The sequence below is a fragment of the Rouxiella chamberiensis genome, from assembly GCF_026967475.1.
In the GTDB taxonomy this organism is placed as follows: domain Bacteria; phylum Pseudomonadota; class Gammaproteobacteria; order Enterobacterales; family Enterobacteriaceae; genus Rouxiella; species Rouxiella chamberiensis.
Map to the genome: position 1 here is coordinate 3,162,817 of NZ_CP114058.1, position 25,089 is coordinate 3,187,905.

16 protein-coding genes, 6 pseudogenes and 1 other annotated feature are annotated in these 25,089 nt (G+C 54.6%); of the genes and pseudogenes, 6 read left to right on the forward strand and 16 right to left on the reverse strand.

Translation table 11 applies throughout. The features are described from left to right. Positions 1-33 precede the first annotated feature (33 nt). Positions 34-968, reverse strand: a pseudogene (gene ribF, locus O1V66_RS14630) (bifunctional riboflavin kinase/FAD synthetase). A gap of 489 nt (positions 969-1,457) precedes the next feature. On the opposite strand from ribF, the gene rpsT reads away from it, so the two are divergent. Continuing rightward, a complete protein-coding gene (gene rpsT / locus O1V66_RS14635) occupies positions 1,458-1,721 on the forward strand; it encodes a 30S ribosomal protein S20 (RefSeq protein ID WP_045048604.1) in 264 nt (87 codons plus the stop codon). Positions 1,722-1,787: 66 nt separating this feature from the next. On the opposite strand, the gene nhaA is transcribed toward rpsT, so the two are convergent. The 6 genes and pseudogenes from nhaA to tal form a co-directional block, all read right to left on the reverse strand. Continuing rightward, positions 1,788-2,960, reverse strand: coding sequence for a Na+/H+ antiporter NhaA (nhaA, locus tag O1V66_RS14640; protein ID WP_045048445.1), 1,173 nt, complete (start codon positions 2,958-2,960; stop codon positions 1,788-1,790). A 141-nt stretch (positions 2,961-3,101) separates the two neighbouring features. Beyond that, positions 3,102-4,238 (reverse strand): molecular chaperone DnaJ, encoded by a 1,137-nt coding sequence (dnaJ, locus tag O1V66_RS14645; protein ID WP_045048444.1) that lies wholly within the window; start codon positions 4,236-4,238, stop codon positions 3,102-3,104. A 115-nt stretch (positions 4,239-4,353) separates the two neighbouring features. Then, positions 4,354-6,255, reverse strand: coding sequence for a molecular chaperone DnaK (gene dnaK, locus O1V66_RS14650; protein WP_045048443.1), 1,902 nt, complete (start codon positions 6,253-6,255; stop codon positions 4,354-4,356). A gap of 215 nt (positions 6,256-6,470) precedes the next feature. Further along, a pseudogene (locus O1V66_RS14655) lies at positions 6,471-7,792 on the reverse strand (MFS transporter). 120 nt (positions 7,793-7,912) lie between these two features. Next, positions 7,913-8,500 carry a molybdopterin adenylyltransferase gene (mog, locus tag O1V66_RS14660; RefSeq protein ID WP_045048441.1) on the reverse strand — a complete coding sequence of 196 codons (588 nt, stop codon included), beginning with the start codon at positions 8,498-8,500 and terminating at the stop codon, positions 7,913-7,915. A gap of 195 nt (positions 8,501-8,695) precedes the next feature. Continuing rightward, positions 8,696-9,649, reverse strand: coding sequence for a transaldolase (tal, locus tag O1V66_RS14665; RefSeq protein WP_045048440.1), 954 nt, complete (start codon positions 9,647-9,649; stop codon positions 8,696-8,698). Between the two features lie 209 nt (positions 9,650-9,858). On the opposite strand from tal, the gene O1V66_RS14670 reads away from it, so the two are divergent. After that, complete coding sequence (locus O1V66_RS14670) at positions 9,859-11,271, forward strand: alanine/glycine:cation symporter family protein (protein WP_045048439.1); 1,413 nt, start codon at positions 9,859-9,861, stop codon at positions 11,269-11,271. Positions 11,272-11,406: 135 nt separating this feature from the next. Beyond that, on the forward strand, positions 11,407-12,183 hold the full coding sequence (gene yaaA, locus O1V66_RS14675) for a peroxide stress protein YaaA (RefSeq protein ID WP_045048438.1): 777 nt from the start codon (positions 11,407-11,409) through the stop codon (positions 12,181-12,183). Between the two features lie 80 nt (positions 12,184-12,263). On the opposite strand, the pseudogene thrC reads toward yaaA, so the two are convergent. The 5 genes and pseudogenes from thrC to O1V66_RS14700 all read right to left on the reverse strand — a co-directional run. Next, a pseudogene (thrC, locus tag O1V66_RS14680) lies at positions 12,264-13,552 on the reverse strand (threonine synthase). A gap of 3 nt (positions 13,553-13,555) precedes the next feature. After that, positions 13,556-14,485, reverse strand: a complete 930-nt coding sequence (gene thrB / locus O1V66_RS14685) for a homoserine kinase (RefSeq protein WP_045048436.1) — start codon at positions 14,483-14,485, stop codon at positions 13,556-13,558. A gap of 1 nt (position 14,486) precedes the next feature. Continuing rightward, positions 14,487-16,962: pseudogene (gene thrA, locus O1V66_RS14690) on the reverse strand (bifunctional aspartate kinase/homoserine dehydrogenase I). Between the two features lie 53 nt (positions 16,963-17,015). Then, positions 17,016-17,133 (reverse strand) — a sequence feature (Thr leader region). Next, positions 17,072-17,140 (reverse strand): thr operon leader peptide, encoded by a 69-nt coding sequence (thrL, locus tag O1V66_RS14695; RefSeq protein WP_072045096.1) that lies wholly within the window; start codon positions 17,138-17,140, stop codon positions 17,072-17,074. It overlaps the preceding feature by 62 nt. Positions 17,141-17,372: 232 nt before the next feature. Continuing rightward, positions 17,373-18,044: pseudogene (locus tag O1V66_RS14700) on the reverse strand (tRNA/rRNA methyltransferase); the annotation flags it as partial. A gap of 650 nt (positions 18,045-18,694) precedes the next feature. Here O1V66_RS14700 and arcA point away from each other — a divergent pair. Next, a pseudogene (gene arcA, locus O1V66_RS14705) lies at positions 18,695-19,427 on the forward strand (two-component system response regulator ArcA). A gap of 166 nt (positions 19,428-19,593) precedes the next feature. On the opposite strand, the gene creA reads toward arcA, so the two are convergent. Continuing rightward, a complete protein-coding gene (gene creA / locus O1V66_RS14710; protein ID WP_045048432.1) occupies positions 19,594-20,070 on the reverse strand; it encodes a protein CreA in 477 nt (158 codons plus the stop codon). A 212-nt stretch (positions 20,071-20,282) separates the two neighbouring features. Here creA and robA point away from each other — a divergent pair, with 212 nt between their 5' ends. After that, complete coding sequence (gene robA / locus O1V66_RS14715) at positions 20,283-21,152, forward strand: MDR efflux pump AcrAB transcriptional activator RobA (protein ID WP_045048431.1); 870 nt, start codon at positions 20,283-20,285, stop codon at positions 21,150-21,152. Positions 21,153-21,270: 118 nt separating this feature from the next. On the opposite strand, the gene gpmB is transcribed toward robA, so the two are convergent. Next, complete coding sequence (gene gpmB, locus O1V66_RS14720; protein WP_045048430.1) at positions 21,271-21,918, reverse strand: 2,3-diphosphoglycerate-dependent phosphoglycerate mutase GpmB; 648 nt, start codon at positions 21,916-21,918, stop codon at positions 21,271-21,273. 49 nt (positions 21,919-21,967) lie between these two features. Here gpmB and yjjX point away from each other — a divergent pair, with 49 nt between their 5' ends. Next, on the forward strand, positions 21,968-22,501 hold the full coding sequence (gene yjjX / locus O1V66_RS14725) for an inosine/xanthosine triphosphatase (protein ID WP_045048429.1): 534 nt from the start codon (positions 21,968-21,970) through the stop codon (positions 22,499-22,501). Positions 22,502-22,518: 17 nt separating this feature from the next. On the opposite strand, the gene trpR is transcribed toward yjjX, so the two are convergent. Both trpR and sltY read right to left on the reverse strand, forming a co-directional pair. Further along, positions 22,519-22,866, reverse strand: a complete 348-nt coding sequence (gene trpR / locus O1V66_RS14730) for a trp operon repressor (protein ID WP_045048428.1) — start codon at positions 22,864-22,866, stop codon at positions 22,519-22,521. Between the two features lie 56 nt (positions 22,867-22,922). Continuing rightward, the gene (gene sltY / locus O1V66_RS14735) at positions 22,923-24,851 is read right to left on the reverse strand and encodes a murein transglycosylase (RefSeq protein ID WP_045048427.1); all 1,929 of its coding nucleotides are present in this window, start codon (positions 24,849-24,851) and stop codon (positions 22,923-22,925) included. Positions 24,852-25,089 lie beyond the last annotated feature (238 nt).

Here is a 25,089-nt window from a genome sequence, read left to right on the forward strand (position 1 = left end):
GCGCTAGGTGTTAGCGTAAAGCTAGGTTTTAGCTCAAAAAGGTTTCAGCCCGAAGAAGTCGCGGGCTGTTTGCTCGTCGTTGGCAATTTGCTGCTTCAACGCATCGAGCGATGTAAAACGCTGTTCGTCGCGAATTTTCGCGCGCAGCACCACGTCAATGTGGCGCCCGTATAGATCCAATGTGGTGTCGAGCAGGTGAACTTCCAACTGCTTGCGTACCCCGTTGACCGTGGGTCGGGTACCAATGTTGGCGACACCAGGCAGCGGATCGGGACCCAGCCCCGCCACCTCGACCGCGTAAACCCCTTTACCGGACTTACGAGGCGCTTGAGCGGCACGTTGGCGGTCGGAAAGCCTATCGTGCGGCCCAGTTTGTCGCCATGAACCACTCTTCCCGAAATGCAGTAAGGGTGACCCAGCAGGGTTTCGGCCAGTGCCAGATCGTTATCGCGCAGCGCATCGCGAATGGCGGTGCTGCTGATGCGATGCCCGCCTTCGCGGAAGGTGCGGGTGCTCACGATATTGAAACCGTACTCCACGCCGGCCTGCAGCAAGAGCGTAAAATCACCGAGGCGCGCCGCACCAAAGCGGAAGTCGTCGCCGACGGTCAGAAACTTTACGCCGAGCTTTTCGACCAGCAGATGCGTGACAAAAGCTTCTGCACTGTTGGCGGCAAAGCGGGCATCGAATTTCACGCACAGCAGGTAGTCGATACCGCATTCGGCCAGATACTTCGCCTTCTCGCGCAGGTTGGTCAACCGTGCCGGGGCGTTTTCTGCCGAAAATAGCTCAAGAGGCTGAGGTTCGAAAACCATCACCATGGTCGGTAGACCCAGGCGACGACCTTCCAGTTTCAGCTGTTCGATCAAGGCCTGATGGCCACGGTGTACCCCGTCAAAATTACCAATAGTGAGCACGCACCCGTGGTGACGTGCCCGAATATTGTGTATCCCGCGAATTAGCTCCATAACAGGCTCAAATCCATAGCTGGCTCAAAACTGAGGAAATCGGCGGATTATACCTTGTACAGCCCATAAGGTTAACCAGCGATTCATGGGATCGCAGGAATCTCTTATCGATACCGGTGTTTTTTTGGTATCAGGGCGACTTGGCCGTAGATTATCTCTATACTCGGCGCTGTAAAACAGTGAGGCTTCATCGAAACCCCGTTTTCGCCAATCCCTTCTGTTTTCTCAAAAAATCTCGGCTTTAACAATCTCTGTTGGAAGAATAATCACTTCTTAACTGAATTTTATTGCGATGGACTGTATTCCGAGGCGGGAAGCTGTTAAAATCCTGCGCCATCACAACGTAACAAGCGTCGCTTGAAGTTCGGATGAAGTTCGAGCAAAGAAACGGCGCTTATTTGCACAAATCCGTTGACAAAAGAAGTCCGAAAAGGCATATTCCTCGGCCTTCGAATTGTCCTCAATAGAAAAATATTTGGGAGTTGGACCTTGGCTAACATCAAATCAGCTAAGAAACGCGCCGTACAATCTGAAAAACGCCGTCAGCACAATGCTAGCCGTCGTTCAATGATGCGTACCTTTATCAAGAAGGTACACGCGGCTATTGCAGCTGGTGACAAAGAAGCTGCACAAAATGCATTCAACGCAATGCAACCAATTGTGGACCGTCAGTCCTGCAAAGGCCTGATCCACAAGAACAAAGCTGCGCGTCATAAGTCAAACCTGACTGCGCAAATCAACGCAATGCAATAATCGCATTTTGTTGAGAGCTTGATAAAAAAACCGGCATCTGCCGGTTTTTTTATTTCCATTTTTTGCCTAGCCTTTCACCCGCTTCACCGGGAGCACGCTTCCCAGCAGCAGATAGCCCAATACGGCCGACAGCACCGATCCCAGCAAAATCCCTATCTTGGCATACACCATCATCGAGGCATCCGCATCGCCAAAGGCCAGCGACGCCAAAAAGATCGACATCGTAAAGCCGATACCGCACAACACCGACACCGCCGCAATCTGTTTAAAGCTCACGCCCTTTGGCAGTCGGGTGATTTTCAGCTTCATCGAGCCCCAGCAGAACAGCATGATGCCTATCGGCTTGCCAAACAGCAGCCCGGCCGCAATGCCCATCGGCAACAGCGAGAACAACCCTTCGCTCGAGACCCCCTGTAGCGATACCCCCGCGTTGGCAAAGGCGAACAGCGGCAGAATCAGCCAGGCGACCCAGGGATGAATGCCGTGCTCGACGCGCCGCGCCGGTGATGTTCCCCGAGTGCGCAACGGAATCAGGAAGCCGAGGATGACGCCTGCCAGCGTGGCATGAATGCCGGACTGCAAAATGCACACCCATAGGAAAATCCCGAGCACCACATAGGGTGTCAGATTCGTGACGCCGCGCCAGTTGAGCCAGCCCAGCGCCAGAATCGAGATCGCAGACAGCACCAGCGCGGTCACGGACGCATCGTGGCTGAAAAAGACCGCAATGATAACGATAGCGCCAAGGTCATCGATAATCGCCAGCGCCAGCAGAAACACTTTCAGGCTGGTGGGCACGCGCGACCCGAGCAGTGCCATCACGCCGAGCGCGAAGGCGATGTCGGTGGCCGCCGGAATCGCCCAACCCTGACGCGCCACATCATCCGCGCCGTTGAAGGCCAGATAGACAAGCGCAGGCGCAATCATGCCGCCAAGCGCGGCAATCGCCGGAAACAGCGCCTGCTCGCGACTCGACAACGCGCCTTCTATTAATTCGCGTTTAACCTCAAGGCCGACCATCAGGAAGAAGATGGCCATCAGACCGTCGTTAATCCACAGCAGCAGCGGTTTGTCGAGGCCATGCTGGCCGATCCCCAGAGAGACGGGAGTATTGAGAAATTCGAGGTACAGGCCGCTTAGCGAGGTATTGGCCATGATGAGCGCTACAAGGGCTGCCACGATTAAGACGATCCCGCCCGACGCTTCCATACGCAGGAACTGGCGAATCAAGTTTGTCACTTTTTAACACTCCTTTTGAAGACAAGGTCCGCAAAGAACATTCGCGCGGAATGAGTGCTGAAGTGTACTGATAATGTGCACAAATAAAAATCCCCAACCTCTCGGTCGGGGATTTTGCCTGTTCGGTTTGCGCCTGAAAGATTAGCGCGTCAGGTCGTCAAAGAACTTCTTCACGCCATCGAGGAAGCTTTTGGAACGCGGGCTGTTTTTCTCGCCCGATGCGCCGCCAAAGCTCTCTTCGAGATCACGCAGCAGCTGCTTTTGCTTCTCGCTGAGGCTGACCGGCGTTTCGACCACAACGCGGCAAAGCAGATCGCCCTGCGCACCGCCGCGAACGGATTTCACACCGCGTCCACGCATGCGGAACATTTTGCCGGTCTGCGTTTCCGAAGGAATCTTCAGACTTACGCGGCCGTCCAGCGTCGGGACTTCAATCTCGCCACCCAGCGCCGCCATGGCAAAGTTGATAGGCACTTCGCAGTACAGGTTGTTGCCTTCGCGCTCGAAAATCTTGTGCGCCTTGACCTGAACCTGAACGTACAGATCGCCTGCCGGTGCCCCCTGCTCGCCTGCTTCGCCTTCACCTTCAAGACGAATACGGTCGCCGGTGTCGACACCTGCCGGGATTTTCACCGACAGCGTCTTGGCGCGCTCTACGCGGCCATGGCCGTGACACTTGCTGCAAGGATCCTTGATAACGCTGCCGCGACCGTGACAGGTCGGACACGCCTGCTGTACGGTAAAGAAGCCCTGACGCATCTGCACCTGGCCCTGTCCGTGACAGGTGCTACAGGTCACAGGCTTGCTGCCCGCTTTCGCGCCGCTGCCGTGGCAGACGTCACACTCTTCCAGCGTAGGAATACGAATTTCTTTGGTTACGCCACGCACCGCCTCTTCGAGAGTCAGGTCCATGTTGTAGCGCAGGTCAGCGCCACGGCTGGCGCGTTGACGACGGCCACCACCAAAGATATCGCCAAAGACGTCACCAAAGATGTCGCTGAAGTCTGCACCGCCGCCGCCGTAACCCCCACCGCCGCCACCCATGCCGCCTTGTTCGAAGGCTGCGTGACCGTACTGATCATAGGCCGCACGCTTTTGCGCGTCGGTCAGGATTTCATAGGCTTCTTTAATTTCTTTAAATTTGCTTTCGGAATCTTTATCGCCCTGATTGCGGTCAGGGTGATGTTTCATCGCCAGGCGCTTATAAGCCTTTTTGATTTCGCGCTCGTCCGCTGTTTTGGAGACGCCCAAAATCTCATAGTAATCTTGCTTCGCCATGCTTTTGCTACCCTCAACATGCGTGCACGGGCGCAGAGTTTCCCCGACGCCCGTGCTAATTATCAACCGGTGACCGCAAGCTGCGGCAACCTATTGATTACTGTGCCTCAAGGGCTTATTTTTTGTCTTTGACTTCTTCGAACTCAGCGTCGACAACGTCGTCGTCTTTCGGCGCATTGGCGTCGCCGCCTTCAGCTTGTGCCTGCTGCTGAGCCATTTCCATCAGTTTGCCGGAAACCTGTACCAGTGCCTGGGTTTTCGCTTCGATATCGGCTTTATCTTCGCCTTTCGCAGCGACTTCCAGTGCTTTCAGCGCATCTTCGATAGCAGTTTTGTCTTCGGCCGGCAGTTTGTCGCCCGCTTCTTCCAGTTGCTTGCGCGTGCCGTGGATCAGGTGATCCGCCTGGTTGCGCGTCTGGACCAGCTCTTCGAATTTACGGTCTGACTCGGCATTGGCTTCCGCGTCGTTAACCATTTTCTGGATTTCTTCTTCGCTCAGACCAGAAGAAGCCTTGATGGTGATCTTCTGCTCACGGCCGGTGTTCTTGTCTTTCGCAGACACGTGCAGAATACCGTCGGCATCCAGGTCGAAGGTCACTTCGATCTGTGCCATGCCGCGTGGTGCTGCCTGAATACCGTCCAGGTTGAATTGACCCAGAGATTTGTTGTCGGCACAACGTTTACGCTCGCCCTGCACCACATGGATGGTTACTGCAGACTGGTTGTCTTCGGCAGTAGAGAACACCTGGCTGTGCTTGGTCGGGATAGTGGTGTTCTTGGTGATAAGCGGAGTCATCACGCCGCCCATGGTTTCGATACCCAGGGACAGTGGAGTCACGTCCAGCAGCAGAACGTCTTTAACATCACCAGACAACACGCCGCCCTGAACCGCAGCACCGATAGCAACGGCTTCGTCCGGGTTAACGTCTTTACGTGGCTCTTTACCGAAGAAGTCAGCAACTTTCTTCTGAACCATTGGCATACGGGTCTGACCACCGACCAGAATCACGTCCTGGATGTCGGAAACAGACAGGCCGGCATCTTTCAGCGCAACTTTCAGAGGCTCGATGGAACGGGTAACCAGATCTTCAACCAGAGATTCCAGTTTTGCACGGGTTACTTTGATGTTCATGTGTTTCGGGCCGCTGCCATCGGCAGTGATGTATGGCAGATTCACGTCGGTCTGCTGTGCAGAAGAAAGTTCGATTTTCGCTTTCTCCGCCGCTTCTTTCAGACGCTGCATGGCCAGAGGATCGTTACGCAGATCCATGCCCTGATCTTTCTTGAATTCTTCAACGAGGTAGTTGATCAGACGGCTGTCGAAGTCTTCACCACCGAGGTGGGTGTCACCGTTGGTAGACAGAACTTCGAAGGTTTTCTCGCCGTCAACTTCGTCGATTTCGATGATGGAAATATCGAAAGTACCACCGCCCAGGTCGTATACCGCGATGGTGCGGTTACCGACTTCGCGATCCAGGCCGTAAGCCAGTGCCGCTGCAGTTGGTTCGTTGATGATACGTTTTACTTCCAGACCTGCGATACGGCCGGCGTCTTTGGTCGCCTGACGCTGCGCATCGTTGAAGTAGGCCGGAACGGTGATAACAGCTTCGGTCACTGGCTCGCCCAGATAATCTTCAGCGGTTTTCTTCATTTTCTTCAACACTTCGGCAGAGATCTGCGGAGGTGCGATTTTCTGACCTTTCACGTCGATCCAGGCGTCACCGTTTTCAGCACCCACGATGCTGTAAGGCATGATGCCCTTGTCACGCTGAACTTCTTCGTCCTGGAAACGACGACCGATCAGACGCTTGATCGCAAACAGGGTGTTTTGCGGGTTAGTGACAGCCTGACGCTTAGCAGGTTGGCCAACCAGGATTTCACCATCCTGCGCATAAGCAATAATTGAAGGTGTGGTACGGTCCCCTTCGGCGTTTTCAAGCACACGTGCAGTAGTGCCATCCATGATCGCTACACAAGAGTTGGTGGTACCGAGGTCGATCCCAATAATTCTACCCATCTAAAACGTCTCCACTAAAATTCATTATTCGTTGAGGTTGTTACTCTATATGCGGACGGTTTTTTTGATTTCAACTGTCCGATATTGCTTAAGACCGGCGGTAACAACTGCGGTTGAGAATAAGATGGGGCCAAGTAACTCAGCATCAAGGGCAATAACAAAAAAAATTCGAGTTATTGCCCTTTGGGATCATTTTTAGACGGAATGGGCCGTTATCACGCGCCCGGAAGGGAGTCGATCAGCCGATTTTCACGCTTTGCGGTATGGTTGATGTCGCGATTGAGGAACAGACCCAGTCCCAAACCAAGAGCCGCCAGCGCCAGAACATAATAGGCGGGCGCCATCGGCGTCAGGCGCATGACCAGCGTAACGAAAATCGGAGTCAGGCCGCCAAATATCGCGTACGACAAGTTATAGGAGAAAGACAGGCCGGTGAAGCGCACCTCGGCCGGAAACGCGCGCACCATCACAAACGGCACCGCACCGACAATGCCGATGCTGAAGCCGGCGAGCGTATACAGCGGCTTGAGCAGCGTGCTGTCCTGCGCGACCAGGTGATAGAACGCCCAGGTACAGACCCCCAGAAACAGGCTGCCGACAATAAAGGTTTTGCTGGCGCCAAAGCGATCCGCCGCCCAGCCCGCCATCACGCAGCCGAAACCAGTAGGGCAATGGTTGCCATGCTGTTGGCCTGCAACGCCTGCGCCGCCGGAATGCCCCACTGCTTTTGCAGGAAGGTTGGCGTCATCAGAATCACCACCACGATGCAGGCCGACAGCAGCCAGGTCATCAGCATTGACACCACAATCTCTTTCTTGTGGTCACGCATCACCGATTTCAGCGGCAGGCCTTCCGACAGGGCCTTGCTGGCCTTCATCTCGACGAATACCGGTGTTTCATGCAGCCAGCGGCGCAGATACAGCGCAATCAGCCCAAAAATACCGCCGATAAAGAACGGAATACGCCACCCACCGGCCGTGATGGAAGACGCGGGCATCAGGGTGGTCATCAAGGTCGCCACCAGAGAACCCAGCAGGATCCCCGCGGTCAGGCCGGACGTCAGCGTTCCGCAGGCAAATCCGATGCGCTTTTGCGGCACGTGTTCGGCAACAAACACCCACGCCCCCGGCACTTCGCCGCCTATCGCCGCGCCCTGTAACAGACGCATCAGCAGTAATAGAAGAGGCGCGGCAATGCCGATGGAGGAATAGGTCGGCAGCAGGCCAATCGCCAGCGTCGGCAACGCCATCAGCAGAATACTGAGGCTGAACATCCGTTTACGGCCTACGCGATCGCCAAAATGCGCCATGACGATGCCGCCGAGCGGACGGGCCAGATACCCTGCCGCAAAAATGCCGAAGGTCTGCACCTGCCGTAACCAGTCGGGCATGGAGGCCGGGAAAAACAGATCGCCGATAACTGCGGCAAAGAAGACAAAAATGATGAAGTCGTAGAATTCCAGCGCGCCGCCCAATGCCGCGAGGGAGAGGGTTTTGTAGTCCTGCCGGTTAAGCCGGCGATTATTGTCGTGTTGCATAAGATACCCGAAGCCGTGTAGGGAAAAAAACTGCCGCCTTGTGTAAAGTAAAGATTACTATAAGCGGCAAATAATTTTCACACCACAGAGTCTGAATCTTATAGCAGAAAAAAGTCAACTTCAGCTTTTTATCTCGCGGATTGCGCTCTTGGGACGAAAAGCTGCTACCACGCTGCTCTGCGTTTCCACGTAGGGTCCGTCAAGCAACTGTATACAATAAGGTACGCTGGCAAATATTCCTGACACTATGACCTTACCTTCGGCGTCTTTTAGCCCTTCCAGCGTCTCTTTGATGGATTTTGGCTGGCCCGGCAGGTTGAGAATCAGCGCCTGTTTACGAATAACCCCGACCTGACGCGACAAAATCGCGGTAGGCACGAAGTGCAGGCTTATCTGGCGCATTTGTTCGCCGAAGCCTGGCATGATTCTGTCGGCAATCGCCATCGTGGCGTCGGGCGTCACATCACGTCGTGCCGGCCCCGTGCCGCCGGTGGTAAGCACCAGATGACAACCGGCTTCGTCCACCAGCTCGCAAATCGCCTGCTCAATCAGCGGCTGTTCATCGGGGATCAGGCGTTTTTCAAGGCTGAAAGGGGTCGTTAGCGCCTGCTGAAGCCACTCTTCCAGCGCCGGAATGCCTTTATCCTGATAGACACCGCTCGACGCCCGGTCGGAAACCGACACCAGACCAATTCGTAATTTATCCATTTCACGCCTCCTGAATGACGATAAAAATAGCGCGCGCCAAGTTGTCGCGCTGTCGTGCCAAATAAAACTCGAGTATATCGGTAACCTGCATGCGTGCAGGAGTAACAAACCCGATTTTTGCCGCAAAAAGACATAAAAAAGGTGGCCTGAGCCACCTCTTTCATTTATTTCACCGTTTTCACGGCGCGTCGACGATTACAGCAGGTCGGCGATCATTTTTTCAAGCTTGCCCTGGTCTACGGCAAACTTGCGGATGCCGTCGGCCAGCTTGTCGATAGCCATAGGATCCTGGTTGTGCTCCCAGTAGAACTGAGATTCGGTCAGCGGCTCTGGACGAGGTTTCACTTCACCGGTGTAGGACAGCTTGCGCTCAACGGTACCTTCGGTTTCTTTCAGCTCTTTAAGCAGTGCAGGTCCGATGGTCAGACGGTCACAACCGGCCAGCTCGATGATTTCATCGGTGTTACGGAAGCTTGCGCCCATAACAACGGTTTCATAGCCGTGCTGTTTGTAGTATTCGTAGATCTCGGTAACGGAAACCACACCCGGGTCTTCGTTTGGCGCGAACTCTTTCTTGTCGCCGTTGGTTTTGTACCAGTCGAGGATACGGCCAACGAACGGGGAAATCAGGTAGGCACCGGCTTCGGCACAGGCACGCGCCTGGGCGAAGGAGAACAGCAGCGTCAGGTTACAGTTGATGCCTTCTTTTTCCAGCTGCTCGGCGGCACGGATGCCCTGCCAGGTAGACGCCAGTTTAATCAGGATACGGTCGTTGCTGATGCCATGGTCGTTGTACAGCTTGATGAAGCGGTGCGCCTTGGCGATGCTGGCTTCGGTGTCGTAAGACAGACGCGCGTCAACTTCGGTGGAAATACGGCCTGGAACCAGTTTCAAAATTTCGAGGCCGATGTTTACGGCAAGTTTATCGGCCGCATCGGTAATCTGCTGCTCACGATCGCTGCTCTGGTCTTTTGCCCAGGCAATCGCTTCGTCAATCAGTTTACGGTATTCAGGGATCTGTGCAGCGTTGAGGATCAGTGAAGGGTTGGTCGTAGCATCCTGAGGCTGATACAGCTTGATTGCCGCGATATCACCGGTGTCTGCAACGACTTTGGTCAGTTCGCGTAGAGAAGTAAGTTTATCGGTCATTGTGGCATATCTCATCGTTTGTAGATTATCGTTGAGGCATTTTCATGCCTTGCCTTCTCTTGATGATAACATGCGCGATGACATGCGCAAGGCAGATGTGGCTGTGAAAGTTTTGCATATTAAAAGTTGATTATTAGTGCAATAAATGGGTAAAAAATAGGCAAAGGATGATGGATTAGCCATGCGTTATTTAAGGAATAGGGATTTGAATGGCCAGTTTGCTTAACTTTCTCGACGATATTTTATGGGAATCGATCCTTATCTATTTCCTGCTCGGTTTCGGAATCTATCTCACGTTGCGTACCCGCTTCGTGCAGTTTCGCCGCTGGCCGGAAATGTTTCGCAGCCTTAAACGCGACAATAACGACGACCGGCGCGGCCTTTCAGGCTGGCAGGCGCTGGCAGTAACGCTGTCGGGGCGAATCGGGGTCGGCAGTCTGGTCGGCGTGGCCATGTCGCTTGCCGCAGGCGGACCCGGCGCCATTTTCTGGATGTGGGTAATCTCCCTTCTCGGCATGCCGATGGCACTGGTGGAAAACACGCTGGCGCAGATTTTTAAAACCACCGATCAACGCCAGCAGTTTCGCGGCGGGCCTTCCGAATATATGACCCGTGGCCTGGGTATGCGCTGGATGGGCGTGCTGTTTTCCGTATTGATGATGCTCACCGTCAGCATCGTTTTCAACGCCTTGCAGGCCAAAGCGGTCGTTCATGCCCTCTCCGGTGCCTTCGACTTCAATCCACGGTATACGGCAATCGCGCTCGGCGTGGTCTTTACGCTCACCCTGTTTGGCGGTTTGCGGGCCATCTCCAGAATGTCCGTCTGGCTTGCGCCGCTGATGAGTCTTGGCTATCTGCTGCTGGCCTGCTGGGTCATGGCCGATAACCTCGCCCGCCTCCCCGCCGTGTTCATGCTGATTTTCCGCAGCGCTTTCGGGTTGCAGGAGTTTGCTGCCGGTGCCCTGGGCTACGGCGTGACGCTGGCTCTGACGCAGGGGATTCAGCAAGGTCTGTTTTCCAATGAGGCGGGTTCCGGATCCACGCCGCATATCGCCGCCCTCGCCGCCGCGAGGCATCCGGCCAGTCAGGGCTTTTCGCAAATGCTCGGCATTCTGGTCGATACTTTCGTTGTCTCGAGCGCTACGGCGATGATCATTCTGTCGTCGGGTTTGCTGAATGCTCCCACCGATCGCATCAGCGGCATCGGGCTGCTGGCGCTCGCGGTCAATGCCAGTGTCGGCACCGTCGGGCCGCAGATACTGGCGCTGTTCATGCTGGCCTTCGGGTTTACCACCATGATTGCCAACTACCTGTATTGCGAGAACAATCTGCTGTTTTTACAACGCGGGAAAACGGGATCGATTTATCTGCTGCGCGTGCTGATGCTGGTGCTGTTACTGGCCGGTTGCCTTGTCAGCACGCCGTTGCTGGTGCAGACGGCGAGCATTTCGCTGGCGGTGATCACCATCATCAATCTTACCGCCATTGTGCTGCTTTCGGGTCTGGCGCTCAGGGTGATTAAAGATTACGAACGCCAATGCGCGATGGGACGGGTTCCAGTCTTCAATCCCGACAGTTTTCCGGAGCTGAAAGGGCAACTGGAGGTCGGCATTTGGAAATAGCCCGCACGAAGGCACAGCCTATCGGTACGATTTTTCTAATTCAGGCGTTTCTTTGATAAACTGACTCCCTAAAACATCGAAAAACAGCCTTTTAATTTCCTGCAGATTCACCGCGCAGACCAACCGGACGCCCTTATGCTGACTATTATTTCTCCAGCCAAAACGCTTGATTACGAAAGTGAGCTTGCCACCCGTCGCTACACGCAGCCTGAACTGCTGGATAAATCCAGCCAACTGATTTCGATTGCCAAAAAGCTGTCGCCCGCCGAGATTGCCAGCCTGATGGGCATCAGCGACAAACTCGCGCATCTCAACGCCGAGCGTTTCAACAGCTGGCAGCCTGATTTTACCCCCGAGAATGCGCGACAGGCGATTCTGGCGTTTAAAGGCGATGTTTATACCGGTCTTCAAGCCGAAAACTTCAGCGAACGCGATTTCGATTTCGCGCAGCAACACCTGCGTATGCTGTCAGGACTGTACGGCCTGCTGCGCCCGCTGGACCTGATGCAGCCATACCGCCTCGAGATGGGTATTCGCCTGAAAAATACCGAAGGCAGCAATCTCTATCACTTCTGGGGAGATTTGCTGACGGAAAAACTCAACGCCATTCTCAAGCAGCAAGGCGATAACCTGCTTGTCAATCTGGCTTCCGACGAGTATTTCAAAGCGGTTAAACCGTCGAAGCTGGAGGGTGAAATCATCAAGCCGGTGTTCCTCGACGAGAAAAACGGCCAGTTCAAAGTCATCAGTTTCTATGCCAAAAAAGCGCGTGGATTAATGAGCCGCTTTATCATCCAGGAGCGTCTGACACAGCGTAAACAGTTGCAGGAGTTTGATTTGGAAGGATATCAGTTCGACTCTGCGCGTTCGCAGGGCAACGAATTGGTGTTTACCCGCGCGGATATCCACTAGCCGTTTATCGACCACGTAGCCCGCTCTTAAATGCATAAAAAAGGCCATCATCCGATGGCCTTTTTGTGTTTCTACGGCAATTACTCTGGCAACGCCATCAGGAATTTACGCAGTTCGCTGAAATCGGCGGACAGGTCGTGAGACAGCAACGCCAGCTCGGCGCGATCGGCCAGCTCTTTCGGCAGCGGGAGTGACTGACCCAGAATTGCCTCGACGCTCTCCTTGAATTTCGCCGGATGCGCGGTACCGATAAACAGCCCGAACTCCCCTTCCTGCAACTGATCGCGCAGTGCACGGTAGGCAATGGCCGCGTGCGGTTCGGAGATATAGCCTTTTTGGCCAGCTCGCGCATGGTCTCTTCCGTGGTCTGATCGCTTACCGCCGCATAGCCCAGATCCTTTAACTGCCAGATCTTGCGACGATACAGCTCTTCAACGCGCGGCCAGTTGTTCGGCTGGCTGACGTCCATTGCGTTGGACAAGGTGGCCACTGTCTTGTTTGGCGTCCACTCGCCGTTGCCCAGAAAACGCGGCACGGTGTCGTTGGCATTGGTCGCGGCAATAAAGCGCTTGACCGGCAGACCCAGAGACTTGGCCAGCAGGCCCGCCGTCAGGTCACCAAAGTTGCCGCTCGGCACGGAAACCACCAGCTGATTGCGGGCTTCCTGCGGCAGTTGCGCCACGGCTTCGAAGTAGTAGCAAATCTGCGCCAGCAGACGGCTGATGTTGATGGAGTTGGCCGAGTTGAGGTGCAACGCGGTTTTCAGCTCTTCATCATCAAATGCCTGCTTGACCAGCGCCTGACATTCGTCGAAATCGCCGTCGATGGCGACGGTGTGAATGTTGTCGCCGAGCGTACAGAACAGTTTTTCCTGCAGCGGGCTGATTTTGCCACGCGGATAGAGAATCACCACGCGCACGTTTTTCAGGCCGTGGAAGGCGTGGGCAACGGCGGCACCGGTATCACCGGAGGTGGCGGTCAGAATGGTCACCGGTTGATCGCCCGAGACTTCGGTCAGGATCTGGGCCATAAAGCGGCCGCCGAAGTCCTTGAACGCCAGCGTCGGGCCGTGGAACAGCTCCAGACAGGCCACGTCTTCTTCGACCTTCGCCAGCGGTGCCGGGAAGGCAAAGGCGTTTTTCACCCGCTGATACAGCTGCTCTTCGGAAATTTCATCGCCAATAAAAGCGGAAAGAATACGGCTGCTGCGCGTGACGAAATCCATCTCGAGCAGTCTGTCGATTTCAGTCAGCTCAAACTCGGGCAGATCCAGCGGGAAAAACAGTCCTTGTTGCTTACCCAGACCCTGCTTCACCGCCTGGGCGAAGCTGACCTGCTCGTTGTGATCCTTCAGATTGTAGAGTTTCATTGATTATCCCAGTAGTCTCGCGCCTGCGGTATCCAGGCGACAAATATGAACAAAGCCTTCGTCATTTTGCAGATAATGCGTCTGCAACCAGTCAGCCATTCGTTGTGCCGTCGCGCTATCGTTGCAGATAGCAAACAGCGTCGGGCCGGAGCCTGAAATTCCGCAGGCCAGCGCGCCTATCTCTTCGGCGGCGGTACGTGCCTCGGCAAAGCCCGGCAGCAAACGGGTGCGATAAGGCTCGGCAATCACGTCTTTCATCAATTTAACGGCCAGTTCCGGCTGTCGGGTATGACAGGCGTGGATAAAGCCGGACAGATAGCGGCCGTGGCTGATGCAGTCCTGACGACGATACTGCGCAGGCAAAATGGCGCGCGCCTCGGCCGTGGAAACCTTGATGCCCGGATAGGCCATGACCCACAGCCAGTCGTCGAAGCACGGCACGTCCTGAGAGATGATACCCAGCTCTTCGAGCATCAACTGCAAGCCACCAAGATAGCACGGTGCCACATTATCGAAGTGAACGCTGCCGGAAATGCGCCCTTCCAGCTCGCCCATCAACTCGAGCATTTTATTGTCGTCGAGCTGATTGTTGTTGAATTCGTTCATCGCCATCAAACCCGCCACCACGGAACAGGCGCTGGAACCCAGCCCCGAGCCGATCGGCATGTTTTTCTCGAGCGTCATGGCGACCGGAATAGCTTTGCCGACTTCCTGACAGTAACGCTGCCAGCATTGGTAAACAATGTTCTCTTCCATCTTGTCAGGCAGTTTGGAGACAAAGCGCCCTTCGTTTCTGAGACTGAATACCGGGGCCGCCTCGACGGTCACGCAGTCACCCAGCAGCTCTCCGTTTACCGGAGAAACGGCTGCGCCCAGCACATCAAAACCAACGCTGACATTACCAATTGATGCCGGGGCATACACCTTAACCATATTAAACTCCTAACTTCCATGACAGCGTTCGCAGCAGGTCGGCGAAAACACCGGCGGCAGTAACATCGTTACCCGCACCGTAGCCGCGCAAAACCAAAGGAATCGGTTGATAGTAACGGCTGTAGAATGCCAGCGCATTCTCGCCATTTTTTACTTTGTACAGCGGATCATTGCCGTCAACGGCTTCGATTCTGACGCGGCAGCGCCCTTCGTCAATCGCGCCGACATAGCGCAGCACTTTGCCTGCCGCGGCGGCTTCGGCCACGCGCTGTTTAAACTCGCCGTCGATTTCGGGCAGACGGGAGAGGAAGGTGCTGACGTCTCCGCTAGCGTCAAAGGATACCGGCAGAACGGATTCGACTTCAATATCGGACAGTTCGAGTTTGTAACCGGCTTCACGCGCCAGAATCAATAATTTGCGCGCCACGTCCATTCCGGACAGGTCATCGCGCGGATCCGGCTCGGTAAAGCCGCTTTCGCGTGCTGCAAGCGTAGCGGCAGACAGCGACACGCCTTCATCCAGCTTGCCGAAAATCTGCGACAGCGAACCGGAAAGGATGCCGCTGAAACGGACCAGTTCGTCCCCTGCATTCAACAGGTTCTGCAGGTTTTCGATAACCGGCAGGCCCGCGCCGACGTTGGTGTCGTAAAGGAACTTGCGGCGCGAACTGGCGGCCGCTTTGCGCAGCTGATAGTAGTAGTTCATCGACGAGGTGTTGGCGCGTTTGTTCGGCGTCACCACGTGGAAACCGTCGGCCAGGAAATCAGCGTATTGATTGGCGATGCTTTCGTTCGACGTACAGTCGACAATCACCGGATTCAGCAGGTGATACTCTTTCACCAGACGGATGAGACGGCCAATGCTGAAGGTTTCCTGCGCCGCGCCCAGCTCGTCGCGCCAGCTTTCCAGCGCGATGCCGTGCACGTTGGTCAGCATCGCGCGGGAGTTGGCGATACCGCAAACGCGAAGATCGATGTGTTTGGCCTTGAGCCACGCCTGCTGACGACGAATCTGTTCGATCAATGCGCCGCCCACGCCGCCTGCGCCAATCAGGAACACTTCGATGACCTGATCGGTGTTGAACAGCATCTGATGGCTGACGCGCACGCCCATTGTTGCATCGTCATTATTGACCACGACCGAAATCGAGCGCTCGGAAGAGCCTTGCGCAATCGCCACGATATTGATGTTGGCGCGCGCCAGAGCCGAGAAGAACTTGGCCGAAATACCGCGCAGGGTGCGCATGCCGTCACCGACGACGGAGATAACCGCCAGTTTTTCAGTGACATCCAGCGGCTCCAGCAGGCCGTTTTTCAGCTCCAGATAGAATTCGTCTTCCAGCGCCTTGCGTGCGCGAATCAGTTCGGACTGCGGCACGCAGAAGCTGATGCTGTATTCCGAAGAAGACTGGGTTATCAGCACCACCGAAATGCCCGAGCGCGACATGACCGCAAATACGCGGGCGGCCATGCCAATCATGCCTTTCATGCCCGGACCGGAGACGTTGATCATGGCCATGTTGTTCAGGTTGGTGATGCCCTTGACCGGCGTATTCTTGTCTTCGAATTCACTGCCCGCGCTGTGGCTGCCGATAAGCGTGCCCGGCGCCTGCGGATTGGAGGTGTTCTTGATAAGGCACGGGATCTGGAATTGGGCGATGGGCGTGATGGTGCGCGGGTGGAGAACTTTGGCACCAAAATACGAAAGCTCCATCGCCTCCTGATAGGACATCGACTTCAGCAGGCGTGCATCCGGCACGATACGCGGGTCGCAGGTATAAACGCCGTCGACGTCGGTCCAGATTTCACAGCAGTCGGCGCGCAGACAGGCGGCCAGAAACGGCGGCCGAATAGTCGGAACCGTTACGGCCCAGCACCACGAGTTCGCCTTTTTCATTCCCGGCGGTAAAACCGGCCATCAGCACGATATCGCTGGCAGGAATGTTGCTGGCGGCAATGCGGGCGGTGGATTCATTAATGTCAACGGTAGATTCGAGATAGTGGCCGACGGCAAGCAGCTTCTCGACGGGATTGATGACGCTGACGCCATAACCTCTGGCCTTGAAGACCGCCTCCATGATGGCGATGGACAGCTTCTCGCCTCGGCAGATGATGCTGGCGTTGACGCTGTCCGGGCATTGCCCCAGCAGACCGATGCCGTGCAGCAGTTGCTTGAGCTGGCCGAACTCCTGTTCGACAAACAGTTTGACGGCGGGTTGATCAAAGTTCGGCAGCGCGGCGGCCAGACCGCCAATCAGCTCGGCAAAAATGCGTTCTGCATCGCTCATGATCGGCAGGATGTCCTGCCCCGCAACGGTTTTTTCGATCATCGCGACCAGATGATTGGTAATTTTAGCAGGGGCTGACAATACCGTAGCGACCTGTCCCTGACTTGCATTGCTTTCCATGATATCCGCGACCCGCAGGAAGCGTTCGGCATTTGCTACTGAAGTCCCGCCAAATTTCAACACTCGCATTTCTGGTTTCTCCTACTCTCGTAATGAGCAATTTTTACAAGGGAATGTAGCCGTAAAAAAAAGCCCGCACTGGTTAGGTGCGGGCTTTTTTCTGTTTTTCCTGTACGCGTCAGCCCGCCCCGTTACCGATGGTAATGGTGGTGGTAATAATTGTTGTGTTCAGGCTGATGTGTCGCATATTTTTTTATGGTTATCTTGTCGGTTTTTACTCTGTCTGCCCTATTAGCTAAAGCATCAGGCTCCGTAAGTCAATTTTTTTCTATTTTTTGACCAAAAAACGCATTCTGTTCGCGCAGTGCAATTGACCATGTCGCTGCCCTGTTTTTAGATAATAAAACCAGTAATGCGCATAAGAGATAGACAATCCGCTTCAGGGGCGACAAAAAGCCCCTCAGCCTAATTGGCGAATTTTTTTCGATATCGTGCAGCAAAGTATGCAACATCGCCGCGTCTCTCTGCTCCAGCACGCCGAGTCTTTGCTGGAGCCAATCGGCCAGTTTCTGGTCATCCTGCGCGTCGAGATTCACCAGCAAACGCGAGACACGCGCACGCAATGCCTCGAGTTGACCGGCTTCGGCCGGCAGCGGCTGTTTCTGCGCCAGCTGATTCAGAGAGGAAAGCTGATAACAGAACACCATCACCGCCTGCCCAAGATTCAGCGAAGGATAATCGGCGACCATCGGCACGCCGGTCAGCACATCCGCCAGCTCCAGCTCTTCATTGGTCAGCCCCGAATCTTCGCGGCCAAACACCAGCGCGACATTCCGGGTCCAGCTCTGGCGTTCGGCGAGCTGGCTTTCGAGCTCCTGCGGCGTGCAGTAATAATGAAAGCGCGCGCGGCTGCGGGCGGTGGTGGCGATGGTGAAATCCATATCGGCCAGCGCCGCTTTCAGGCTGTCGAAGTGCCGGGCATTTTGCAAAATCTCGCCCGAGCCGTGGGCAACCCAACCGGCTTCCGGCTGGAGATGCGCCTGGCTGTCGACAATACGCAGGGAGGCAAACCCCATGGTTTTCATTGCCCGCGCCGCTGCGCCGACATTTTCGGGCCGGGCCGGCGAGACGAGAATAATATGCAGCTGCATGCGCTACCTCTGAAAAATGAAGATTAAAGAAGATCAGTAGGTCGCCATTTCGATTTATTTAAGGCAACAGACAATCGGGATGGCGGCAATTATAATTCACATCCGTTTAACAGTCTTCGAATATGTCGGCCGGAAGGAATCGGGAAAAGCATTTAGCCTGCATAGAGATAGCCGAATAGGGGCTGCGTCACATTCTCGTATTAATAACACTTACAAATCAGGGAAATAAGAACTCTGATACTACTTGTTAACTTTTATGAAACTTAAGGTTATTTAACTATCAAATAATTTTTAATAAGCGATGAAATGTAAGTGCCGAGTACCGGATTTTAAGTATTTTTCACCTTTCTGTTACCGTGCTACAATTGAAATTGATATATGTCAACAAAGCGTAGTTTTGTTGCATGGCAGTTTCGGTACTCGCTGTTATATTGCTGTTAATAGGGTTAGGATATGCGCCGCTCAAGGTACCCTCGGAACTGCAGGATGTGGTATCCCAACTGGGCTGGCGATGTTGTTGCCGTTGATGGAAACTGTACCTAGAACGCGTTTACGTACTTGAGTCATGTAAAGAGTGGAACAGGACAAGAAACTGTCGAATTCATGTGTATATCAAAGACTTCTGTACTCCTATTTTCTATTTGTTGGCAATCTTAGGTAGCAAAAATGCAGACCCCCAAATTCTTATCGTCGAAGACGAGTTAGTAACACGTAATACTTTAAAAAGTATTTTTGAAGCAGAAGGCTATGCCGTATTCGAGGCCAATGATGGTGCCGAAATGCATCACATTCTGTCCGAAAACAACATCAATCTGGTTGTCATGGACATCAACCTGCCAGGCAAAAATGGCCTGCTGCTGGCTCGCGAACTGCGCGAGCAGGCGAAACGTGGCGCTGATGTTCCTGACCGGCCGCGACAACGAAGTCGATAAAATTCTCGGCCTGGAAATCGGTGCCGACGATTACATGACCAAACCGTTCAACCCGCGTGAGCTGACGATTCGTGCACGCAACCTGTTGACCCGTACCATGAATCTTAGCCCGGTGGGTGAAGAGCGTCGTCTGGTCGAGAGCTATCGTTTCAACGGATGGGAACTCGACATCAACAGCCGCTCACTGGTAAGCCCGGCGGGTGACCAGTACAAGCTGCCGCGCAGTGAATTCCGCGCCATGCTGCATTTCTGCGAAAACCCGGGCAAGATTCAGACCCGTGGCGATCTGCTGAAAAAAATGACCGGCCGCGAACTCAAGCCGCATGACCGTACCGTGGACGTGACCATTCGTCGCATTCGCAAACATTTCGAAGCGACACCCGATACCCCGGAAATCATCGCCACCATTCATGGTGAAGGTTATCGCTTCTGCGGCGATCTCGAAGAGTAACCCTCTTCCCGCCGCGTAGTGCCTGGCGGAGAAACTGCCGTCGCTGTAGAGTAAAATCGTTAACAAACGGGTTGCCAACCGGTCTGTAACAGTAAAAAAGGCCAGCGAATGCTGGCCTTAACTTTGGCGGTTTTACAGACAGTGACTGCCTGACTCTGCCCCGACCTTAGCGATTGGTCCACGGAATAATAGGCACGGCGCTGATGGCGTTTTTCGGCGAACCGTCAACGACCTTGTCCGAATAGCTCAGATAAACCAGCGCATTGCGCTTGGCGTCATAGAAACGTACGACCTGAAGTTTCTTGAAAATCAGGGAGGTACGTTGTTTGAAGACCACCGTCCCCTTGTCTCCGCCCTTCTTGATGTCATCAGACACCTCGACCGCTCCAACCTGCTGGCAGGAAATGGCCGCATCCGAGGTATCTTCCGCCAGACCCAGTCCGCCCTTGATGCCGCCGGTTTTTGCACGGCTGATATAACAGGTTACATTTTTGACATCGGGATCGTCGAAGGCTTCAACCACGATTTTATGATCCGGTCCAAACAGCTTGAAGACGGTATCGACAGAGCCTATCTGTTCTGCCTGTGCGGCGGCAGAGCATAGCGACAGTACGCCAAGAACAAAAATTAAACACTTTTTCATCGGGTTACCTTTAGTACCTGTTATTTTGACGAGCTTTGAGGTTAGCACGTCATCGAGTTGAGCAAGCTCACAAAGTGAAAATGATTAAGACACATTTTTTGCAAAAGCGCACAGGAAGCTAAAAAATATCTGCGAGTTTTACTGTTAAAAAATTGCTATCATGCTGCGGTTAACAACACTATGCGCCTATATTAGTTCAACGAGGATGATCTATGGATCAAGCAGGAATCATTCGTGATCTTCTCAGCTGGTTAGAAACACATCTGGACCAGCCGTTATCACTCGACAACGTTGCAGCAAAAGCAGGCTATTCAAAATGGCACCTGCAGCGGATGTTCAAGGATGTCACGAATAATGCTATCGGTGCTTACATTCGGGCTCGCAGGCTTTCTAAAGCTGCGGTAGCACTGCGTCTGACCAGTCGGCCAATTCTCGATATTGCCCTGCAATACCGATTTGACTCTCAACAGACTTTCACCCGGGCTTTCAAAAAACAATTCGCACAAACGCCTGCACTGTACCGCCGTTCCGAAGACTGGCACTCCTTCGGTATCTGTCCGCCAATCCGTCTGGGCGCGTTCATTCTGCCACAGCCGGAATTTCTGTCATTGCCTGAAAAGCATCTGGTTGGCGTGACGCAAAGCTACTCCTGTACGCTGGAGCAGATCTCGACCTACCGCAATGAAATGCGCGATCATTTCTGGCGTCAATACATCGGCGAATCCACGGCCTTGCCGCCGCTGCTTTACGGCCTGCATCAGACGCGACCGAGCCAGGAAAAAGACGACGAGCAGGAAGTGATGTACACCACCGCCCTCGAGCCAAGCCACATCACCGAAAACATGACGGAAGGCAAGGAAATCGTACTCCACGAAGGCGAATATGCGCTGTTCCGCTTCAAGGGTACGCCGACAGAGTTGCAGGAATTTATTCTGACCCTGTACACCACCTGTCTGCCTATGCTGAAACTGACCCGCCGCAAGGGCCAGGACATCGAGCGTTTCCATCCGACGCGCAAAACGATGGGCACAGAGCCACCCAAAGAGCTGGATTGCGATTACCTGATCCCTATCCGCCGCTAATGCTGACCAGACGCACAGGTTTCTCGACCTGCCTGCGCCTGGTTAGTTCATGTCACGCCGTCTCAAGCCCGCAAACAGACCTTTTCGCCCGCTTCACCCGAAAGTGATGCCCGCCTGATTATCGCTGGATTTCGTCGAGCGCAGGCTGATCCAGATGGGCAATATCTCCTGCCGTTTCAACAATCCACCCCGATGCCAACCAGGCGCTTTGCTGATGATCGACACGGGAAAGCGAACAGTTGCGCAGACGCAAACGACGTTCGGCATAGGCCGGCAAGCCAAGAATGGTACTGACCAGACAGCCAAGCGCGATGCCGTGACTCACCAGCAGCGGCTTGCTGCCCGGCGGCAGGTCGAGACAGCTGTTAAGCGCCTCGTGCATACGCGCGGCCAGCTCGCTCATGGTTTCGCCCTGCGGAATACGGCCTTCCGGCGTGCCATCGACCATCTGCTTGCGCCATGCCTCTTCCTCGCCGGTCAGCCCGTCGAGATTACGGGTTTCCAGCACGCCCATGTGCAGTTCACGCAGACGTGGATCGGTTAACACCTTGCATCCACAGGCATCGGCGATAATTTCTGCGGTGCGTTTGGTACGACCGAGATCGCTGGCGATGACATGTGTGATACCCTCATTGCGCACTCTTTCGGCAACCTGCTGTGCCTGAAAGATCCCTTTTTCCGTTAACGGGCTGTCAGACTGCCCTTGAATTCGGCGTGCGGCATTCCATTCGGTTTCGCCATGACGGACGAGATATACCTGTAACATGAGTTTTTTCCGTTATACTGCGTCAAATAAGCTAAGGACAATAAAATTTATGTATCACGTTATCGCTGCGACGACGAACCCGGCAAAAATCAACGCCATTGCCCAGGCTTTTGAAGACATTTTCGGCGCCGATGCTTTCCGTATCGAAGGCGTTGAGGTCAATAGCGGTGTTCCCGATCAGCCCATTGGCAATATCGAAACCCGCACCGGCGCGAGACATCGCGTGATCGGCGCCCGTCAGATTCGTCCGGAAGCAGACTTCTGGGTCGGGATTGAAGCGGGAATCGAAGACAACATGACATTCGCCTGGATGGTGATAGAAAACATGCACCAACGCGGCGAATCGCGCTCTGCCAGCCTTATGTTGCCTGAAATTATATTACAGGAGATCAATCAGGGGAGTGAATTGGGCGACGAAATGGAAAAACTTTCCGGAATTGCCGAAGTTAAACGCAAAGGCGGCGCGATTGGCATCTTCACCGCCGGTAAACTGACGCGCACCAGCGTGTATCATCAGGCGCTGGTGCTGGCCCTTGCGCCCTTTCATAACGTGATTTATCAGACGCGTTCGCAAACGCACTGATAGTCGAGAGCGGCGTTTTACGACGCCGCGCTATCGTCCGCAGGCTTATCAAGCAACTGCGCTGCCAACCAGGCTTTTAGCTCGGGCGGCGCAGACTTCAATCCGTTGGATCCTCGCGTTACCGTGGCTATTCCGGCACCCAGCTGGCTTTTCAGCTCGCGTTGACTCATCTCGCCTTTCATCAATTCCTGAATAATTCTCAGACGGGTTCCAAGCGCCGTGCGTTCGTCGGGCGTCAGAAACAGCTGTAACAGGGAATAGTGCAGATTTTCAGCAAAAGATTGCTGTAGCAATGTCAGAAAACATTGCCAGTCCTCATTGCCTTGTTGGGAAAGAGCCGGGTCGTTAGGAGAATTTTGTACCATGAATAGGCTGCCATACTATTTAACTAGTACAGCAGCATAGCATAGTGGCGCAAAAATCAGTAACGCCGCTGCCACTCCGCATCGGTTAGGATTTTGGCTGGCTGATGTAAAAAGTAACGATAAAACGCATCATATGCTAACACATTTTTAACATATCGGCGAGTTTCAGAGAACGGGATGCTCTCGATAAAGGCGACCGCATCGACTTGTCCCTGCGTGTTGCCAAGCCAGGTATTGACCCGCGACGGCCCCGCATTGTAGGCCGCGCTCGAGAGAATCCGATTGCGGCCAAACATCTGGTAAACATACTCCAGATAACTGGTACCGATAGTAATATTGGTTTGCGGATCAAGCAGCTGGCTGCTGTTCATGTAACCCGGAATACCGCTCATGTCGACCGTGTGCTGCGCCGTGGCGGGCATGACCTGCATTAATCCGGATGCACCGACCGGCGAACGCGCCTGCGGATTCCAGGCACTTTCCTGACGGGCAATCGCCATCGCGTAGCTCTGGGTAATGCCCTTGTTTTCCGTCGCCTGACGGAATTCCGGTGACCAGGCGAGCGGGAAACGCTCCTGAAGATAGTCCCACAGCTTGCCGGCGATAGTCGCCTGCACACTCAGTTCGGGCCAGCCCTTTTCATAGGCATAGCGTGCCAGAGCTTCTTGCTGCGGTTTGCTGCGGCTCTGTACGAAGTAGGTCCATTCGGTGCGCGCCAGATTGTCCATCTGCCAGTACATCAGCTCGCGCACGCGGGCGATTTCAGGGGATTTATCGAGATCGCTGTCGGGTTTGGTGGCGACAAGAATCACCATCGGATACGGCACTTTCAGCTTTTGCGCGGCGGCCATCGGATAGAATCCACGGCCCTGCATCAGCGATCGCAGAATGCTTTCCCCTTCGCTGCGGCGGCCCTGATCGATAAGCAGCGAGGCGTGCCAGTAACGCCATTCGTCTTCCTGCATGGCGTCGTCTGGCAGACGCGCAATCCAGCGGGCCAGCCCCTGACGGTCACCGACGGCCAGCGACATGCGAATACGGCGCTCTACAAGCGAGGTCGAGTGGCTGCGCAGGATAACGCCGTCGCGCCATGCCGCCTGCTCGGGCGTTGCATCGCTGCCCATATACCGCCAGGCGATCACTTCTTCCAGCTTGAGGCGATCGCTGTCGTCCATTTTCTGCAAACGCACGAGGATAGGCAGCATTGAGCGGGCGTTTTCGATGTCGTCACGCGCGACACGCTCAAAGGCGATGCTGACGGCGTTACGGGTAAAATCGGTCGGCCCGACGGTGCGGGCAAAGCTTTCGACGGTATTGGGATCGTTTTGCAGCGCCACCAGCGCGTCGCTCATGGTCTGGTAATCCGGCGGCAGCTGTTTGGCCAGATAAACCACCAAACTGGTATTCCCGGCCTTCATGGCCAGACCGATACGCTGCAAGGTGGTCAGCGCGGTCTGATTTCCGGCCTGCTGCCACACGTTGAACAGCTTGTCGCAGCTGGTCGGCAGTGACGTGCCGGTCAGCCAGATATCTTTTGCGCCATCGAAGGCGACCTGCTGCTGACCGGTCGACCACTTGGCAAAATAGTAGTTGCAGCGTGCGGCAACGGGTCGGGGTGCCTGCGGACTAAAGGCCAGCAGGCCCTGCCAGTCCTGACGGCTGGCGAGTTCGTTGATGAACCGGCCCGGCAGGGAGCGCGCAGGCGGCAACGTCGGGTTGGCCTTGACGAAGGCCGTCACCTGCTGCGGCGTGGCCAGCGCAATGTTCTGCGTGAGCTGCCGATACTCCAGATAGGGATATAAAGGATAGTCTGTCAGGGTCGGCATCAGCTGACTGACGACGTCCAGCTGGTTGGCATCCCAGGCCTGCTTGATCTGGGTATAACGCTGACGTTGTGCATCGAGAGAGTCGGCGTGTGCCGCGCCCGCTGCCGTCACCAATAACAGTCCTGCTGTCAGAAATTGCCACTTGTCCGCCTTGACCATACTTACCTTTATCCTCGCTGGTTGTATTGCTGACCTACCTGGCCTGACTGCTCATGCACTGTGATGGCAAAAAAGCCCAGCCGTCATTATAGACCTGTCTACGCTAATCTATTCGCCGCCATAAATGAAGAAATGCCCTGTCTACGCCAAAAACTTTACACAGTTTGAAGAATCGGCGCGGTCGGCCTGCGTCTTGCGGACGATAACAGCCCCTTTGGCAGAAAAACGCGGCGAGAAA